This window comes from Geobacter sp. SVR, assembly GCF_016865365.1.
Taxonomy (GTDB): Bacteria; Desulfobacterota; Desulfuromonadia; order Geobacterales; family Pseudopelobacteraceae; genus Pelotalea.
Map to the genome: position 1 here is coordinate 120,537 of NZ_AP024469.1, position 16,114 is coordinate 136,650.

Annotated in this window: 12 protein-coding genes; 7 read left to right on the plus strand and 5 right to left on the minus strand. The window is 50.5% G+C overall.

Annotated elements, in window-relative coordinates:
• Positions 1–8: 8 nt before the first annotated feature.
• Genes GSVR_RS00585 through GSVR_RS00595 form a run of 3 tightly spaced genes read left to right on the plus strand, consistent with a single transcriptional unit; the run spans position 9 to position 4,653 of the window.
• On the plus strand, positions 9–749 hold the full coding sequence (locus tag GSVR_RS00585) for a hypothetical protein (RefSeq protein ID WP_173201745.1): 741 nt from the start codon (positions 9–11) through the stop codon (positions 747–749).
• Positions 727–4,335, plus strand: coding sequence for a conjugal transfer protein TraG N-terminal domain-containing protein (locus GSVR_RS00590; protein ID WP_173201744.1), 3,609 nt, complete (start codon positions 727–729; stop codon positions 4,333–4,335). Before GSVR_RS00585 ends, GSVR_RS00590 begins: the two co-directional genes overlap by 23 nt.
• Positions 4,336–4,338: 3 nt before the next feature.
• The gene (locus tag GSVR_RS00595) at positions 4,339–4,653 is read left to right on the plus strand and encodes a hypothetical protein (protein ID WP_173201743.1); all 315 of its coding nucleotides are present in this window, start codon (positions 4,339–4,341) and stop codon (positions 4,651–4,653) included.
• On the opposite strand, the gene GSVR_RS00600 is transcribed toward GSVR_RS00595, so the two are convergent.
• The gene (locus GSVR_RS00600; protein WP_173201742.1) at positions 4,644–5,009 is read right to left on the minus strand and encodes a hypothetical protein; all 366 of its coding nucleotides are present in this window, start codon (positions 5,007–5,009) and stop codon (positions 4,644–4,646) included. The two genes, GSVR_RS00595 and GSVR_RS00600, sit on opposite strands and share 10 nt — an antisense overlap.
• Before the next feature lie 252 nt (positions 5,010–5,261).
• Here GSVR_RS00600 and GSVR_RS21980 point away from each other — a divergent pair, with 252 nt between their 5' ends.
• The 3 genes from GSVR_RS21980 to GSVR_RS00615 are packed head-to-tail and all read left to right on the plus strand — an operon-like array spanning position 5,262 to position 10,577.
• Positions 5,262–8,729, plus strand: a complete 3,468-nt coding sequence (locus GSVR_RS21980) for a class I SAM-dependent DNA methyltransferase (RefSeq protein WP_173201741.1) — start codon at positions 5,262–5,264, stop codon at positions 8,727–8,729.
• 33 nt (positions 8,730–8,762) lie between these two features.
• On the plus strand, positions 8,763–9,704 hold the full coding sequence (locus GSVR_RS00610; protein WP_173201740.1) for a toll/interleukin-1 receptor domain-containing protein: 942 nt from the start codon (positions 8,763–8,765) through the stop codon (positions 9,702–9,704).
• A gap of 18 nt (positions 9,705–9,722) precedes the next feature.
• The gene (locus GSVR_RS00615) at positions 9,723–10,577 is read left to right on the plus strand and encodes a restriction endonuclease (protein ID WP_173201739.1); all 855 of its coding nucleotides are present in this window, start codon (positions 9,723–9,725) and stop codon (positions 10,575–10,577) included.
• 132 nt (positions 10,578–10,709) lie between these two features.
• On the opposite strand, the gene GSVR_RS00620 is transcribed toward GSVR_RS00615, so the two are convergent.
• The 4 genes from GSVR_RS00620 to GSVR_RS00635 are packed head-to-tail and all read right to left on the minus strand — an operon-like array spanning position 10,710 to position 15,392.
• The gene (locus tag GSVR_RS00620) at positions 10,710–11,420 is read right to left on the minus strand and encodes a TatD family hydrolase (RefSeq protein ID WP_173201738.1); all 711 of its coding nucleotides are present in this window, start codon (positions 11,418–11,420) and stop codon (positions 10,710–10,712) included.
• A 5-nt stretch (positions 11,421–11,425) separates the two neighbouring features.
• Complete coding sequence (gene qatC / locus GSVR_RS00625; protein ID WP_173201737.1) at positions 11,426–12,751, minus strand: Qat anti-phage system QueC-like protein QatC; 1,326 nt, start codon at positions 12,749–12,751, stop codon at positions 11,426–11,428.
• Positions 12,748–13,536, minus strand: coding sequence for a hypothetical protein (locus GSVR_RS00630; RefSeq protein WP_173201736.1), 789 nt, complete (start codon positions 13,534–13,536; stop codon positions 12,748–12,750). The genes qatC and GSVR_RS00630 overlap by 4 nt, the downstream gene beginning before the upstream one ends.
• Complete coding sequence (locus tag GSVR_RS00635; protein WP_173201735.1) at positions 13,536–15,392, minus strand: P-loop NTPase fold protein; 1,857 nt, start codon at positions 15,390–15,392, stop codon at positions 13,536–13,538. Before GSVR_RS00635 ends, GSVR_RS00630 begins: the two co-directional genes overlap by 1 nt.
• A gap of 255 nt (positions 15,393–15,647) precedes the next feature.
• On the opposite strand from GSVR_RS00635, the gene GSVR_RS00640 reads away from it, so the two are divergent.
• Positions 15,648–15,911, plus strand: coding sequence for a WGR domain-containing protein (locus tag GSVR_RS00640; RefSeq protein WP_173201734.1), 264 nt, complete (start codon positions 15,648–15,650; stop codon positions 15,909–15,911).
• Positions 15,912–16,114 lie beyond the last annotated feature (203 nt).

The window sequence follows — 16,114 nt, forward strand, 5'->3', positions numbered from 1 at the left end:
GAGAGAACGTGTCGAAGGATAGTAACAGCACACCGGATATCATGCCGGTACCGCCAAGCAATGAGATCCACCCGCGAGGACTCCTGGAGGCAATCTCGTACATCGATCAGAACTTCGCCAACGAACTGGGAGGCTGCATGATCAAGTCCCGCTTCCTGACCACCAAGCAGCGACTTGAATTCATGGAGGTGGGGTTCAGGAGCTCATTTGCTTCGGGGATAGTTTCGGCATTCCTGACTCCTGTTGCCATAGGGGTGATCGAACAGTACATCCCCATGTTCGGTGACCCGTCGCCGACCTTCTTCGACAAGTTCAGCGCCTTCCTGTTGGCGCTGGGGTTCTCCTTGGGCTACGCCATCTTCATGGCCAAGGCCTCCACGTGTTTCATCGGCGAGTACACACGTGCCATGGTGCTAAACCTCCTGGGCGGAATGATCTTCGGTGCCATTGTCAAGGCAGTTGTGGCCTTCATTGCCTTCCATTTTCTCTATTTCAAAATCTTCACAGACCATAACGTGGTGTGGGCAGTGACCAAGCTCTACTACACCAAGACATCTCAAGGCACCGTTAACTCGATATATAACTGGGTCCAGGGATTCAAAGGGATCTTCCTCATTTCCGCCTACTTTGTCCTGATTTCCACGGCGGTGTTCATCATCATTCCCATTATCGCCATGCTGGTCGCATGGAGGCGCAACCGTAAATTGATCGATGCAGGAGTAGTACATGTCGATACGGACAGTATCTAGGCTCATTCTTACGGCACTCTTGGTGCTCATCCCAACCATGGCTTTGGCTCTGGACATGGAGTTCTATGTCTGGGGTGGCCATGACGCCGTGGTGAATGCCTTCGGCAAGCTGGCGCTGATCTTCGGCGACAATGCTTACAAATCGCTCTATTTCGTGGTCATCACCGCCGGGCTCTTCTTTGGCGGGGTGACGGTCTTTGCCAAGTCGCTTGGAACTGCCAACGGCTCAGTCATGACCTGGATCGTGCCGACCCTGATCGGCGTCATGGTCTATCTTGCTCTGGTCGTCCCCAAGGGGACAATTCACGTGTACGATCCGGTCTTCAACAAGAACCAAGCGGTGGGCGGGATACCGGACGGTGTTGTGGCAGTGGCCGGTATCCTGAACAAGATCGAGCGGGGACTGGTGGATATCGTCACTACTGCCGGAGATCCCCTGAATTACCAGACGCAGGCCGGTGGAAAAGGATTCCTGGGTCTTGCCCAACTCACCAGCATTCCCCTGTCAGCAGTGGACAGCAATCTGGACGCTTCTATGCGGAGATACGTCAAGGATTGCGTTTCCTACGCACTGATGAATCCCAATGCCAACCTTACGGTGGATGAACTGAGGAAGACCACCACCAACTTTGTTGGCTCCCTGGATAAGGCGGTCAACCCGGCCATCTGGACGGTCTACTTCAATGCTGCCAACCCGCAGGGCCAAGCGCTTACCTGTACTGATTCCTGGACCAACATAAAGGCTGCTCTCACCCCGGCCAACCTGGGGAAGAATATCGAATCGGTTTGCGCCAATCTTGGTTACGACGTTACTGATGCCGCCGCTTTGACCCAGTGCAAGACGGTTTTGAATAACGTCAATGCTGGAACCGGCCTCGGAGCTGCGAGCATAGATGACTTTCTGAAGCAGGCCTACGTCTCCCAGCGGCTGGAGGAGATTTTCCGCAGCGGCAATGCTGCCGGTGCCACCAATTACCAATTCCTGCTTAGCGCTTCCGGTGCCATGAAGTCAGCCAACGAGTGGTTGCCGATTATGAAGGCGGCGCTTACAGCCATTGCAGTTGGTCTGCTGCCGTTCCTGGCGCTCTTCATACCCACGCCGCTGATCGGCAAGGCTGTGGGAATCATTGCCGGCTTTTTCATCTGGCTCACTGCCTGGGGTGTCACCGATGCTATCGTGCATCAGTTTGCCGTCGACTACGCCAATCAGGCATACGAGATGGTACGGCAGAACAAGCTCGGTATGGATGCGCTCTACTTCTTCCCCGATCAGACCGTAAAGATCCTCGGGATGTTCGGCACACTCCGGATGAGCGGGATGATGCTGGCTACAGTTATTACCGGGATGTTGATCCGGTTCGGCGGGCACGCCATGGCGATGATGGCCGGGGGAATGGTCAACCAGGTGCAATCGGCTGGCAGCCGGGCGGCACATGAGGTGGAAGATCCAGCCGGCAGGGCTTCAGCCATGCAACGCAATGTCACCGCTATGCCAACTCAAGCATGGAGCAACGAGCACAGCTTCCAGGCCAGACAGGCGCAATCGCTGGTCGGGATGTCGGCCAAGACCACGGCGTCGAGCGATATGATCCGGGACTTTGGGATGGAGTTTTCGAGCAGGATCTCTGCCGACAGCGAGATTGGCAGATCAATCGGTTTCGGTGGTAGCGGCAGGGCCATGCGTGAGGGGGGTCTGTCATCAGCCTACGAGTTGAAATCATTCGATGGCCGGCTGGGACTCGACAAGTCTGCTGCAACCAGGGATGTTGTTTCAGGCAGCTACGGAGGCGACACTCTGGCATTTGCCAAGATGGGAGTTGCCAATGACCGGGCCTTGGCAAATGTCTTTGGCTCCGGTGAAAACTACTCTGACTTCCTGACTGCCAACATGGACAAGAGTGTCGGGCAACTGCAGGGGGAGATGGGTGCTTATGCCGCAGCCAGGTCATTGGGTTTCTCCGGGAATTGGCGAGATTTCCATGCCATGCGTTCTGAGGTTTCGGCCCTTGGGGATTTTGCCAATGCCGATGCGGTGAACAGGATTGCCGATAACTACGGGATCTCTTCCGGGCAGCTCATGCAGATGAATGCACAGTTCCAGCAGAGCAAGCATGCTTCAGAGGTAACCGGGCTCTCGAATCAGCTTGGCGGCCCAATTGCAGCCGGTACGGAAGCTGGTCATGTCGTGGCAACGGAAACTGGTGGCAAGATCCAGGGAATTTATGCAGGTGGAGGTTACGATAATTACCAGCAGCTCACCAGCAATGATGTTTCAGGGAGGATTGCTCGCAACCAGCTTGTTCATGCTGCAGCAGACCAGATGGTTGGCCGGATTGCTCCTCAACTCAAGAACAATTCGGAGATGTACCAGAACGGTCACCTGACCGAACGGGGCTTTGCCGAGATGCAGAAGGCAATGGAGGGGCAGAACATCAACTTCACGACATCTGACGGCAAGAGCGCTGTCAATGTCGGCATGGATGGCGGGATTGTCAACTCGTCTGATTCCGGCACCGTTGCCAAAGGGGACAGGAATCAGGCGCTCGAACTGCAGAAGCAACTTCGTGCTTCAGGCTTCCAGAGTGCTGCCGTCCATGTCGCCAAGTTGTCTGGCCAGGCCTTCGACTACAAGGCAGATTACGACCGGAACGGCAATCTTGCGTCGTTTGCTATTGATCAGGGTGGCCGGGTACAGAAGTTCGATCTCGGTCAGAGCAAGACCGGAACTGATATCGAACGTCTGGACCGGAACGTGTCGACCACAGACAAGGGACTTCGTAAGACAGTTGGTGATTTTATCAAAACCGGATACGAGAACCAGTCACTGAATGTCTCCCGGAAGTCCGGCAGCTACATGATCCAGGCAGGAGGCAAGCAGATGATGGTCAATGGCGACTGGTATTACGCCAAGAATGAGAAAACCGGCAATATGGAGGTAGTCGGCGGTTCATTCTCCAATGGCCTTGACGGAAATGTTCTTATGTACGCCAAGGACAAGGATGGCAACCTTCATTACTCCCAGGTTCAGGGGAAGATGGACAAAAGCGGGAATCTCATAGCCGGACAGCGCTCCGAGATCACTGAGGATCAGTTTGTTCAGTCGTCACAGCAGGGGGCGGCTGTTGTCAGTACCAGATCAGGTGGTGGAATTACCGGGAGTGTGCGTGCTGATGGCGGGGTCAAGGCGGATTATTCGAGTTCGCAGGTGGTTGGAACGAGGGTTGAATCCAAGCAGAATCTGGCAGGCAGTGCGGCTTCGCAGGAGTTCAGGGATGGCCGTTCAATTGATGCAGGTACAGCCGCTACTACGATTGCCGTTGGTCAGGGTGCTCTACACGAGACAGCTGGACTAGTTGGGGATGTCGCGAAGACTGTTGGCCCTTATAAAGCTGCAGTTACAAAGCGAGAGGAAGCAGCTAACGCTGCTGCAAGAACTGCTGAGCGTGAGATAATACATACCGCTGAGCAGCAAGCTCGAAATGTTCAACAGCAGGTACAAAGAACCAGCAAAATACTACAGCACCAGAGCAAAACCTCATCACTCCCTAGAGGTGGTGGCCCACAGCCACGAGGCACAAGGAGGTAATGTGTGATTGAAAAGATACTATTCGTTTCTGATGGGATCATTGCAATTATGGGAAATGGGTACGTGCCGGCGGAACCAATGAATAACGTGGTTTTTGATCTAACAGAGTACGGTGTTGAACTTCGTGTTTCAGGTGTTCAAATACCGATACCAGCTGAGGCACTTGAACACCTTGAGCAAACTGAAGGAACAAATGTTCACTTTTTTGAATCAGACTCGTATGCTCTTGTTGCACCTTATCGTGGATATATTGAAATTAGCCGAGACGAAATCCTCAAATTGAAAGGAGCTTGGGAATATATTCGGTCTCACCAGTGATGAAAGGAGGAAGAATCGTTTCTTCTCCGACGATCTCGGAACAGTCGAAACGGCGTGCTATAGATTATCCAATTCATATACCACTCATATTCCGCAGCCGACATTGTTGGTCTCAATTCAGGGGCCGCATACCCATATTTGAGAAGCTGCCAAGTTGAAAGACCTTTCAACGATCCGATATATAGACGTAGGTGAACACGATCAAGGATTATATAACATAAAGCCAATACAGCAATACCAAGTGTCCAATACCAAAATGATGACATAAAGAACAAACCAACTATCGCCCCCACAAGAATACTGGGAAGAACTGTTCCAACAGCCGAAATAACAATTGCTTCGAATTTTCTTGCCATCACATCCTCCCTCCTTTCTCGACGGTCTGATCACGATAAGATTTCAATGGTAGTTTGACCAGCTTCATTTTGAATGTCAACGCTATTTTGCAAACATAAGGCAATTATATCAGTGCTTTGCAACACTCAGTCCGAGTTGAACAGAGTGCATGATCTTATATCATTTTCATAAGGTGAAAAGAAGACTGCAACCGCTAAATACGATACGTGAGCTTCTCGACATAATAGCAAGTTTGTTGTATTGTCCGGTTCATGCAACCTTCCGACGTCATTCAATCATTTATACAACGCTGGGAAGCCTCCGGCGCCGCCGAACGTGCCAATTACCAGCTGTTCCTCTCAGAGCTGTGCGAACTCCTTAATGTCATGCGACCAGAGCCGACACGCCCAGACGACCGGGATAACTCCTATGTCTTCGAGCGCAGCGTCACCTTTCGTCACGGAGATGGTACCACCAGCGCCGGCCGAATCGACCTGTACAAACAAGGGCACTTCGTCTGCGAGGCTAAGCAGGGAAGTGATCAACCTAGTGAGAAGTCGACTCTGGCTGTCAACGAGGAGGGTGTGCGATGGCAAACAACCAAGCGAGGCACCGCCGTACGCGGCACCAAGGGGTGGGATCTGGCAATGGTCAAGGCCAAGGGACAGGCCGAACAATACGCCCGCGCCCTACCGTTGGAAGAAGGCTGGCCACCCTTTCTGGTTGTAGTGGACGTTGGCCACGCCATCGAAATCTACAGTGAATTTTCCTGCACCGGTAAATCCTACCTTCCTTTTCCTGATCCCCGTTCACACCGCATTTTGCTCGCAGACCTGGAGAGCCCCGAAATACGCGAGCGATTGCGCCTGGTCTGGAACGATCCGCACTCACTTGACCCAGCCAAGCACAGTGCCAAGGTCACAAGGCAGGTGGCCGACCGTCTTGCTCTTCTGGCGAAGTCACTTGAACAGTCTGGACATTCCGCCGAGAAGGTCGGTAACTTCCTCAAACGCTGTCTGTTTACCATGTTTGCTGAAGACGTTGGACTGATCCCACACAAGAGCTTTACCGAACTGTTGGAGAGCCTGCGCGGCAAGTCCGAGACCTTCGCCCCCATGGCAGAGTCGCTCTGGAGCACCATGAAAACAGGCGGTTTCTCCCCGGTTCTGCGTGAAAAACTATTGCGCTTTAACGGCGGCCTGTTCGAGGATGCCGAAGCGCTACCTGTCGGAGAGGAGCAACTTGTATTACTGATTGCAGCCAGCAAGGCCGATTGGCGTGATGTTGAACCAGCCATCTTCGGTACTCTGCTGGAACGAGCCCTTGATCCGCACGAGCGCCACAACCTGGGAGCGCACTACACCCCCCGAGAGTACGTCGAACGCCTGGTACTCCCCACCGTGATCGAACCGTTACGAGCCGAGTGGGATTCTATCCTGGCCGCCTCCGTTACTCTGGACACACAAGGCGACAATCCCGGAGCCATCGCCCTAGTTAAGGGATTCCATCGCAAGCTGTGTCAGCTTAGAATTCTGGACCCGGCCTGCGGCAGCGGCAACTTCCTATACGTTACCTTTGAACACCTCAAACGCTTGGAGGGTGAGGTGTTGAACGCTCTGGAAGGTTTTGGTGACAAACAAGCTGATCTGGAGCTGGCCGGATTAACTGTTGACCCTCACCAGCTTCTGGGGATCGAAGTCAACCCTCGTGCCGCGGCTATCACGGATATGGTGTTATGGATAGGCTACCTTCAATGGCACTTTCGTACACGGGGCGAGGTTATGCCGCCGGAGCCGGTCATCAAGAAGTTCAGCAACGTTGAGTGCCGGGACGCCGTGCTTTCTTATGATGGTACAGAACCGGTTCGTGATGCCGACGGCAAACCGGTCACCAACTGGGACGGTCGCACGTTCAAGCCCCACCCGGTTACAGGAGAGCAGGTGCCCGACGAGGCTGCTCAGGAACCGGTATTGCGTTATCTCAACCCACGTCAGGCTGAGTGGCCGGAAGCCGATTATGTGGTGGGTAATCCGCCGTTCATTGGAGCATCCACAATGCGCCGTGCCTTGGGTGACGGCTACGTGGACGCCCTGCGCAAAGCCTGGAAGGATGTGCCTGACTCGACCGACTTCGTTATGTTCTGGTGGCAACATGCCGCTGAGTTAACTCGCAAAGGCAAACTGCTTCGCTTTGGTTTCATAACCACGAACAGTTTGCGTCAGGCGTTCAACCGACGAATTCTGCAACAGCAGCTGACAGCCAAACCAGCCCTGTCGCTATCCTTTGCCATTCCCGATCACCCTTGGGTGGACTCGGCGGATGGTGCTGCTGTCAGGATTGCTATGACCGTGGGTAAGCCCGCTATAGAAGGCGATGAAGGGACGCAAGCCACTGTTGTCGAAGAGCGAGAAGGGGCCGGCGAAGGACTTTCTGTGGAGCTGTTGACGCGGAAAGGTTTGCTACACGCTGACCTGTCGGTCGGGGCAAATGTAGCCGGGACCGCGCCACTGCTGGCTAACAGTGAACTTGCAAACCGGGGAGTCAGTCTGTTTGGTGCCGGTTTCATCGTTACAATAGATGAAGCTAGTAAATTGGGACTGGGGCGTGTAACTGGCTTGGAGAATCATTTTCGCCACTATCGCAATGGTCGCGATTTGACTGCCACTCCGCGTGGAGTAATGGTTATCGACCTGTTTGGTCTTACTGTCGACGAGGTTCGCAGCCGATTTCCCGAGGTCTACCAGTGGGTGCGCGAGCGGGTCAAGCCTGAACGGGACCAGAATAACCGTGAATCAAGAAGAAAGAACTGGTGGCTCTTTGGCGAACCAAATCCGAAACTGCGTAACCAACTTTTTGGATTACCCCGCTTTGTTGCGACTGTGGAGACCGCCAAGCATCGTATTTTCGTATTCCTCGACCAGACAATCTTGCCGGACAACAAGCTGGTGGCCATTGCAAGTGACGATGCCTTTGTGCTGGGGATACTCTCCAGCAGGCTGCATATGGCTTGGGCACTGGCAGCTGGCGGATGGCTGGGAGTTGGCAATGATCCGGTCTATGCTAAGACTCGCTGTTTCGAAACGTTCCCCTTTCCCACCGTAGTCGATGACAAAAAACAAAGGATTCGTAGCATCGCCGAAGAACTGGACTGCCACCGCAAGCGGCAACAGGAACTGCATCCCGGTCTGGGGCTGACCGACATGTACAACGTTCTGGCCAAGCTGCGCACCGGTGAGCCGCTGACTGCCAAGGAGAAGGCCATTCACGAGCAGGGACTGGTGTCTGTTCTGCGTCAACTGCATGACGATCTGGATGCCGCTGTGGCTGATGCTTACGGCTGGCCTGACAATCTGACTGACGAGGAAATCCTGGAGCGGATGGTTTCCTTGAATGCCGAACGAGCAAGGGAAGAGGCCCAAGGTTTGGTGCGGTGGCTGCGTCCCGAATACCAGAAACCCCAAGGGGAACAGCCTGCTGTTCAGACCGGTATGGAACTTGGAGAAGAGGAATCGGCGACGCTAGTCACCTCTTCCAAGGCCAAGACACCATGGCCGAAGACCCTGCCGGAACAAGTGCAGGGCGTCCGTGCAGCTCTGGCAGCAGCAGCAGGACCGGTGACCGCCGAAGCTCTAGCTCGAACCTTTCTGCGTGCCCGCACCGACAAGGTGGGGGAACTGCTGGCCACCCTTGCTGCAATAGGGCAGGCCCGAGAGGTCGATCCGGGCACTTACACAGCCTAAGCAAAAACAAGCACTGTTTGACAAGGAGTACCAATGAATCCAAAAGTCTTCATCAGCCATGCAAGCGAAGATAAAGAGAGGTTTGTTCTTGGATTTTCTCAGAAGCTTCGAGAAAAGGGAGTGGATGCTTGGCTAGATAGATGGGAGATGCTGCCTGGTGACAGCCTTGTAGACAAAATCTTTGAGGAAGGCATCAAGAACGCAAAGGCCGTCATTGTGGTACTCTCCAGCAACAGTGTCAGCAAAAAATGGGTACGAGAAGAACTCGATGCTGCAATGGTAAAGCGAGTCAACAAGGGTAGTTTGCTTATTCCTATTGTACTGGATGACTGCGAGATACCGGAATGCCTCCACTCGACTATTTGGCAGAAGGTCACGGATCTGGATAACTACGACGAACCCTTCAGCAGAGTTATAAACGCCATATTTGAACATCGAGAAAAACCTGCATTGGGGGAAGTGCCCGAGTTTGCAAAGACTACAATTAGTCTGGTCCCGGGACACACCAAAACAGACAGCATTGTTCTCAAGCTTGCCTGCGAGAAGGGGTTCGCACAGGATTCTATGTTTGCTGTAGACACACCATATATAATCGAAGAAACACAGAAGATAGACATCTCCGAAGAAACAACCTGGGAATCTATCGAAGTGCTGAATCAAGACGGTTTGGTGGAGCTCCAAAGGGTTTTGGGAGGACCTCCGCCATACATGAAAATAACGCCACTTGGGCTGGAGAGCTTTGCTAATGCGTATATTGCAGACTATGAGGAAATGAAATCCCAAATCGTTTCGTGCATTGTCAATAATGATATGGATGAGGCTTCATCTATTTCCGCAAAACTTGGAAAGCCGGTTTCTTTGGTGGAGCATGTATTCTTTTTGCTAGAATCAAATGGCTATGTAAAAATTATCCAAGAAATGGGTAGTCGTCAGCAGATATATAATGTTTCACCAAAGCTGAAGCGCCTACTTTAATCATAGAGAGGTTTTGCCATGGCACGTAAGAAATCCAGCCCAGTCGAAGACCTAGTCATTGTCATAAGCAAGCTCCCGTGGTGGATAGGAGTCGCCCTGGCCCTTGTGTCCTACGTGGTGCTGCACTCGATGGCCTCTCGCCCCATGCTACCGACCGCAGCAACCCCCGGACAGATGGGAGACGCTGCGGTGAGAAGCATCACGACTACGCTGGCGATGTTTGGCCAATACGTACTGCCGTTCGCCTTTGGCCTGGGTGCAGTTCTTTCGGCAGTCGCCGCTGCACGCCAGAAGAAGCTGTATGACACAACAGCGTCACGCCCTGGTGTCGGTGCCCTGAACGACATGAGCTGGCAGGAGTTCGAGATGCTAGTGAGCGAACACTACCGCCGCAAGGGTTTCCAGGTCATAAGGGAAGGTGGCAACGGTCCAGACGGAGGCATAGACTTGGTGCTGAGGCAGAAGGACGAGATCTACCTCGTGCAGTGCAAGCAGTGGAAGGCTTACAAGGTAGGAGTCCAGCCGGTGCGTGAGTTCTACGGAGTGATGGCCTCCCGTGGTGCAGCCGGTGGCTATTTCGTTACATCGGGAGAGTACACGGCAGATGCCAAGTCATTCGCACAAGGATGCAACGTCGAACTGATCGATGGACAAAAGCTCAGGTTGATGATCAACGCTGCCAGAACGAAAAGCGCAATTGCACCCCAGTCGATAACACCACCCCAAGCAGCGAGCACGCCAGCTTGTCCTAAGTGTGGCAAGGAAATGGTACGCCGAGTGGCACGACAAGGGAGCAATGCAGGCAAAGAGTTCTGGGGATGTAGTTCGTTCCCGAAATGTAAGGCCGTATTCCCGCTAGAAGGAACTCATTAGCCAACTAAGCCAACGTCAACGTCTGCCACGACTCCAAGGCAAATTTGGTCATATAAAGTAAAACTTCGTAACAGCCATAATTTATTTAGACACTTCTGCTGAAGAATATCTCACAATCAACTCGCAATATGCTCACAAATTTGTACGACATTTACTGAAATTGTCGGTTAGAAGTTTATCAACGTCGATTTTGTCAATCCGCCAGATGTTGCTCAACTCGTTATATACTTGGTTTATCATTGACCAAGGTTGCTTGGTCAGGAAGGGTCCATCAGACTCAACAAGAATACGATCGCGGGGTACAGCATCAATTAAGTTTCTGTGCTTGTTCTTTAACATAAGATGGTTTATTGAGAAATAATGTCCTTTAACCACCAACTTTTCGGCTTCTTGTGGACCACCGATGAAGTAGTGAAAACAAACAGGACCGATCTTAAAATAATCGAGGATATTTGATAATTCCGTATGAGCATTTCTGCTGTGAACAGTTACGAATTTGCCTTTTCCAATTGCGGGCAAAATACTCCGTAAAATCTCTACTTGCAGCTCCTTTGTACTATGCCCCTCGGCAGAAAGGTCTAAGCCTATCTCGCCGATATACTCCGCTGAAAGAGCGAGTGTTTTAAACATACTAATCTCTTTCTTGCCCTCGTTAGCTCGAAGCGGATGCATGCCCAGAGCTGGTCGAATTTCTTTGAATGGTTTCAAATGAGATAAAGCAACTTGATAGTGACTCGGCAACATTGTTGCCATGACGCATCCCATATGTGCATTTTCGTAAGCATGAGCTGTTGCGATCGGATCGTTAAACATGTCGATGTGGCAGTGTGAATCTATACGCATATAATTTAGATAATTCCCATATTTTGTGCCCAGGCACTCACTTCGCTACGAAGCCGTACTATCAATGAAGTGTATTGACCTTTTAACGAGGCATCTAAGCACCCGTTTGATCTAAGTACCCGCCAAACGGTATCGTCGTCATCGCCCCGTTTAATAAAATCGACAATTGATGAGAGATCGTGATTAGGGTGAGAAAGAATATTTTGTAACGAAGCTTGAGTTGCGAGACCATAGCCGTATTGTTCCATTGGAAAGCCAACAGAATGAACAGCCGCACGTCGGTAAATGCAAGGCACACAGGCCCCGCACTGACGAGTAAATTTATCTTCCCAATGCTCTTTGTGGCCGCGTTTTCCACACGATGCCGAGTTTGCATAGGACGATTGGAGCAGGGCAGAATTTCTACATTCTTGCATCATCTCGCCCTTTGTCTTCAGCATATACGGATTTACTAACGGGTAGTTAAATCCGAGTGAACCCAAAATGCTACCCAACTTTTCGATATAATTAGGGTGGACAGTCCGTGTACTTAGCGAACCCTTTCGTGCAGGAGTTAGCGGGTAGTTAAGGGCTATTGCACCGTTTTCAGGGATATAAATCGGAGTGCCGTCACCAAGGAAGCTAGCAGCCAAGATAGCGTTGCCAATAAAAGCCAACGACCGACTTCTGAAATTCGTATCTTCGCCACCGCTACACAGTCCTGTGCGTGCCACATAACGCTGTATTCGACCAGCATATGTGGCTCTTAGAGGTAACAGCAGGCGGTCTTGGTCTGATTTTGAGCTTTCAGCTTGTGCATCATAGGTTGATGCAAGAACAATCCTCTGTTCAGGGTTGTCCTCTAGCCAATTAATGACACCTATCAGGGAATCGAGTCCTCCAGAAAAAAGAGAAACGGCGGTCCCACGAATACGTGTGCATTTGCGAAAGTGTCTTCGTGCGGTTTTAAACTCTCGCCCGAATAATGGAACCGGTGTTGGAAGAAAATTCAAATGCCAGATGTCACCCGTAAGAAACTCAATTGCGGATTCAATTTGGCTTGATATTGTGTTCCATTTATCTGAATCTGCAACAGGAATTTGCACGGCAAACTCCCTAGTCCAGCGGTCACCATCAATACTCTCCCGGTTTATCGCCCTATCACAGGCGTATATCACTGAGGCAAAGTAAGCAAACTCAGCCGCTTTTTCGTTAATAGTGCCTTGAACCCGCACGTAATCCTCAATATTAAAACTCACTTGTAGCAGTCTGCCATCGTCAATAGCTAGAAAGACAGCTGCACCTGATTTGTAGGGGTTTCCTGCTCGAAGTTGTACCGTTATCTGATTCATGGGATCAATATATCCAATACGTCACGGTTGATTGCATCAGCAATAAGCTGACCATCTGCACTGTTCCAATCTATAGTTGCTAAATCTCTTTCCGCTGACAGTTCATCTCGCACTATCGACCGGATTATTTCACGTGCATGAGCAAAGAAGTCGTTAGTATTCTCACGCGAAACTTTTTCCCGAACCACGCTGTACTCTTTTTGCTCGAAGTTGGCCGCAAGGATATTGGCGAAGTAAACTTGAAGCACCTCTTCTATATTGATATTCCCGCTTGAAAGTAATATGTCGAGTGCCTCAACTGAATCCACAGTTTTGGCAAGTTCATTTATTGTTTCAGCCATAGCAAGGTTGAGTGCGTTATCGTCAAGCAGACCGCCATCAACGGAAAGACGCTCAGCAACCAGTTCAAGAAATTCATCGAGCGGCTTATCGCGTAAATCAGCTAAGTTAAATTCTCGAAGCGCTGTATCAAGACCCGACTTTCCGGCGATGCTGATAAAATGAGCGAGACTTGCGCCACTGGCAGCTGAGCGTGCTCTTGCTGCACCACCGCTGCCTCCACCCCGGGTTCCGCCGCCTGATGATCTCTGACCTGTTCCTGTGACGCTTCCACTACTCCCCGAAGTTCTTGTGCCCGATTTAAGATAGGTTTTGTAAGCACCGGCAAACGCGCCAACGGCAGCTGACACCTCCTGAATAGTTGGGTTTTCAGAAGATGCTGCATCACCAACCGCACGATTCACGCCTGGCCATTTTGGACTTTCATATACCTTTGAAGTACCCATTATTGTTTTCTCTTATTTAGTAATGCTCGCCCCACGTTAGTTTCTGACTTGGCGAGTTTGTCGCGAACTTGCCCCACCAACTCAGATGCACGATTTCCTGTCTCTGCTTTGAAAGCTCGCAGGGTGATGCCAAAACCGGGACTGAGCTTGGCTGCACCGATGCGATCAATGCATCTTGAAAATGCTTCTGCCCCGTTTAAATGATTATTCGCTGCAAGATCCAATAAAGATCGAAGGGCCGTATCATCCATTACATCCTGCATTGCATGCCGCATGACAACGCCCAAAACTCCGACTTGTTCATCTTCGGTGAGTGAATTGAACAGTGAAACACCACTACGTCTTTCGGGCTCTACCTTTGAAAGCAACTCCCCTGCACATGCTTTCATGGCCTGCGTCATAAGTCTCACGCCTGAAAGTGTGTCTGATAATGCACTTCTGGCAACCCAGAAATAGTCGCGTAGATCTTCGGATGCCAGTCTAGGCTCAGCCTTAATCCATCTCCATAAACGCGGCGTTCCCCAGTTTGCATATTTCTCTGGAATGTCCTCGGAACTTTCAGCATTCTCAAGTTCTAACAGCGGTTGTGCTGTACCATCATCAGATGTACGGTGCCATTGATACAGATCATCGAAGCGTTCGTTACTTATGTACTCCACAACCATCATTTTGATAAGAATATGATCTTTCAGATGAGGGATATGAGCAACACGTGCCAATTCCCTACGCAGCCAAAACGCATTCAGGAATCGCTTGATCTGTCGTGGATTACCTTTTAACCCATCTGTAATAGCTTCAGAACAGGCCTCTACTAAACGCATGCTTTCGGAAACTACGATACGTGTTGCTTCGTCCTCAATAGACGCGAGTTCGTTTCCCAGTTGGAAAGCTGCATAACGTTCAGTTGTCAGGAATGTCACGTATTTTTTTAAAACTTCTTGAAACACTTCCTCTTGCAAGTACTTTTTCAGGAACAGCATGCACAGATATGAACGGACTTCGTGAGGAGCAAGTTTTGGCAGGGTGTACGGAACTTGAATCAATTTCTCCAAGTAATCTGTAACGAGCGAATCACCGGTAGTTGCACCCTTCTCACCTGTAAAAAGTTCGGAATATCTGAGACGAATGGCGTTCTCGACTATTCTACGATCTGTAGCAACAATAAACGCGGTATGCTCAACGTTAAGAAAGAGTTTAATCGCCTCCAGATTTTGAATCAGGCGTTCCGGTGAACATCGGTCCAAATCGTCAATCAGTATAACAACTGACTTGAGTTTCGTCTTATTGATCAGTTTCTGAAAATCCGAACGAAAAGAACGTACGTTTTCGATTGAGTCTTGAGAAGCCTTCAGCAAATCAGATAGTTTATTTGGCGTGCTTTCTTCTGAGTCTGTAGCACCTTCATCATTTTTCTCAGTCTTGTCCGCGGATAGAGCCACGCTGGACATGAGGAGGGGGAGTGGATTACCAGTAAAATAGGCCATACCAGCCGAGGCGCCAAGTTTTAGAAGATCCATCACTTTAACACGCTTTAGCAGGGCTTTAGTCTCGTCGCCGATTATATTCTTGAGGTTTCGGTGATCCCGAAGCTCGTTAAGTAAAGTGGTCAGAATTGCGCTTTTTGCATCCTCATACCCTTCAAACACCCAACTATTGAAGTAAATAACGGCAACGTTCTCATCTTGCTCAAGTTCACGTTGAAGTATCTTGAGAATGCTTGATTTTCCGCCACCCCAGTCTCCGAAGAGGCCAACTGTAACAGGTAGCATCTTGGGGTCTGTAATGATTGAACGCAATAGTTCAGCATGTATAGAGAATCCGAGAAGGTCTTGATCGGTTTCGTTATCAGTCCACATGTTCTAATTCCCTCTTTTGTTTTATATCTAAACCCAGATCTATGTTCCCACTTATATACCACAAGATCATATATAAAATATTATTTTGGAGCCGGAAACGGAGCTCTAAGCCGCGACCTTCAGCTTTGGAAAGTTGTCACGGTTCGTCTGCAATTCAATCAGTCCCAGTTATTTCAAGAAAAAACCTGCCTCACCTTCCCCCCTGATAGATATACATAATAGAAGCATAAATTTCCCACTGCCATTGAGAATATAATGTCGGCCACTTCTAGGTTCACCAGTTACTGCCGGTGTCAGCTCGTCCTGATCAACCCGGCACTGAACCGACGACGGATTTACTTCCTAGAGATTTGCCAGGGACTCTTTCATGTCGTGCTGTTCAGAGCATGGGGAAGGATCGGGTATCGGGTGCGCTGTAAAGAGGAATGGTACCCCAAGATTGAGGATGCCGTTAAGGAAGCCAATCGCCTTTATCGCGAGAAGACACGCAAAGGATACCGAGAGACGAGCCACTACTGAGGAGCCTATATTTTGTGCATTTTGTTGAAGCCAGTGGAACCTCGGCAAGATGTTCCAGTCTCTCCACAGAATCATAGGAGGTTCTCAACGGGACCTGTGGAAAACCTTTGCTCGTTTATTGTCCTCCTTCGACAAACATCGGAGATCAGGAGAGCAACAGAAGATAACTATACATTTCCCCAATTATGTATAGGTATTCCGCC